This window comes from Agromyces binzhouensis (assembly GCF_004135055.1).
Classification (GTDB): Bacteria; Actinomycetota; Actinomycetes; order Actinomycetales; family Microbacteriaceae; genus Agromyces; species Agromyces binzhouensis.
Genome location: NZ_SDPL01000445.1, coordinates 1 through 2,469, shown reverse-complemented (window position 1 = coordinate 2,469; position 2,469 = coordinate 1). Strand labels below are relative to the sequence as shown.

At 72.9% G+C, this 2,469-nt stretch carries 2 protein-coding genes; both read right to left on the bottom strand.

All coding sequences use genetic code 11. The features are described 5' to 3' along the window. Positions 1-1,609, bottom strand: a 1,609-nt coding sequence (locus tag ESO86_RS15450; protein ID WP_165307996.1) for an ABC-F family ATP-binding cassette domain-containing protein, incomplete at its 3' end; no start/stop codon positions are given. 155 nt (positions 1,610-1,764) lie between these two features. Then, positions 1,765-2,469, bottom strand: a 705-nt coding sequence (locus ESO86_RS19175) for a hypothetical protein (protein ID WP_165307994.1), incomplete at its 5' end; no start/stop codon positions are given.

Here is a 2,469-nt window from a genome sequence, read left to right as displayed (position 1 = left end):
GCCCGCCCGCGGGCGCGGTCGGACGCATCGCCGCCGACGACGTCGCGGCCGCGGCATCCGTCGCCTGCTGCCGGCGCAGCTCGAGGTACTGGTCGACGCCGCGCGGCAGGTCGCGCAGGTGCCCGTCGAGGATCGCGACCTGCCGGTCGGTGACGCGCTCGACGAGGTACCGGTCGTGGCTGACGACGAGCAGGGTGCCGGGCCAGGCGTCGAGGAGGTCCTCGATCGCGGCGAGCATGTCGGTGTCGAGGTCGTTCGTCGGCTCGTCGAGGATCAGCACGTTCGGCTCCTGCAGCAGGATCAACAGGAGCTGCAGGCGGCGCTTCTGCCCGCCCGAGAGGTCCTTGACCGGGGTCGCGAGCTGCTGGCTCGTGAACCCCAGCCGCTCCAGGAGCTGGCCGGGCGTGAGCTCGACGGCCTTCGAGCCCGAGCCGACGACGTATGCCGTCTTCTGCGCCGCGACCACCGCGCTCACGCGCTCCTCGGTCCACTCGGCGAGCTCGGCGAGCTCCTGGCTCAGGACCGCGATCTTCACGGTCTTGCCGCGCTTCACGCGCCCCGTCGTCGGCTCCACGTCGCCCGTGACCAGCTTCAGCAGCGTCGACTTCCCCGCCCCGTTCACGCCGAGGATGCCGGTGCGCTCCCCCGGCGCGATGCGCCACTCGAGCTCGTGCAGCACGGTCCGCGTCGCGGGCGCGCCGGGCGCGGCATCCCGCACCGGGTACTCGACCGACACGTCGAGGAGGTCGACCACGTCCTTGCCGAGCCGCGACACCGCGAGGCGGTTGAGCTCGACCGGGTTGCGCACGGGCGGCTCGTTCTCGATGAGCTCGTTCGCCGCGTCGATGCGGAACTTCGGCTTCGACGTCCGCGCGGGCGCGCCGCGGCGCAGCCACGCGAGCTCCTTGCGCATCAGGTTCTGCCGCTTGGCCTCGGATGCCGCCGCCATCCGGTCGCGCTCGACGCGCTGCAGCACGTACGCGGCGTACCCGCCCTCGAACGGCTCGACGATGCCGTCGTGCACCTCCCACGTGGCCGTGCACACCTCGTCGAGGAACCACCGGTCGTGGGTCACGACGACGAGCGCGCCGTCGCTCGCGGCCCAGCGGCCCTTCACGTGGCGCGCGAGCCACGCGATGCCCTCGACGTCGAGGTGGTTCGTCGGCTCGTCGAGGAACAGCACGTCCCAGTCGCCGATGAGCAGCGCCGCGAGCCCGACGCGGCGACGCTGGCCGCCCGACAGGTCGCCCACGCGACCCTGCCACGGCACGTCGCCGAGCAGCCCCGCGATCACGTCGCGCACCTTCGCGTCGCCCGCCCACACGTGCTCGTCGATGCCGCCGACGACGGCCTCGGCGACCGTGGCGTCCGGGTCGACGGTGTCGGCCTGGTCGAGCATGCCGATGCGGACGCCGCGTCGGACGGTCACCCGGCCGCCGTCGGGCTCGAGCCGCCCCGCGAGCAGCTTCAGCAGCGTCGACTTGCCGTCGCCGTTGCGCCCCACGATGCCGATGCGGTCGCCCTCGTCGATGCCGAGGGTGACCTCGTCGAAGACGGTGCGCGTGGGGAACTCGAGGTGCAGGCGCTCGGCGCCGAGGAGGTGTGCCATGTCGCGCTCAACCCTACTTCGCCGCGCGCAGCGCCGGCCCGGCGCTCGGCCCGGCGCTCGGCTCGGCCACGGGCCGACGAGGCGTCACCCTCACGTCGAGGAGATGCCATCCGCACCGATCATCCCGCCGCGCGGTGCAGATGCCATCCTCTCGTTCAGCTGCGATGCGTGCCGCGCGCGTCGAGTCGCCGACGCACGCGGTCGGCGAATGCCGCCGAGTCGCGCAGCTCGCCGTCCGCGCTGACGTCGTCCGCGGTCGCCTGGACGATCACCCAGCCGAGATCGGCGAGCCGCTCGATCCGGCGGATGTCGCGACGCCATTGTGCAGGCGATCGGTGCAGGTCGCTCTGGTACTCGATCCCGACCCGACGATCGGGATACGCGAGGTCGATCATCGCGACGAGTTCGCCACGTCCGTCCAGGACCCGGTGATTGGGGACCGGCTCGGGTAGGCCCGCCCTCACGAGGTCGAGCCGCAGCAGCGTCTCCCTGCGCGACAGGGCACCCCATCGTGCGGCGGCCAGGGCTCGACGGAGCGCGTCGATCCCACGACGCCCGGAATGTGCGGCGAGGGCGGACTCGAGCTGGTCCCGGCCGCAGAGCGGTATTCGTCCGTCGAACGGCTGCGATCCGGTGATCAGGTACTCGGCGGCAGCGACGAGGTCGTCGACACGGAGCGATGCGCCGAGCTGCATCCAGGTGCTCGCCGGATCGACCACGCGCAACCCGCCATGCACGATGACCCGCACGGACTCGAACGAGATCACGTGCCCTTCGACGCCGGCGGCGCTCGGCCGCGCCGAGCCACGGGGCACCGCGACGTGCAGGAGCGGGCGCGCCGACGCGCTGACGGCGACCGG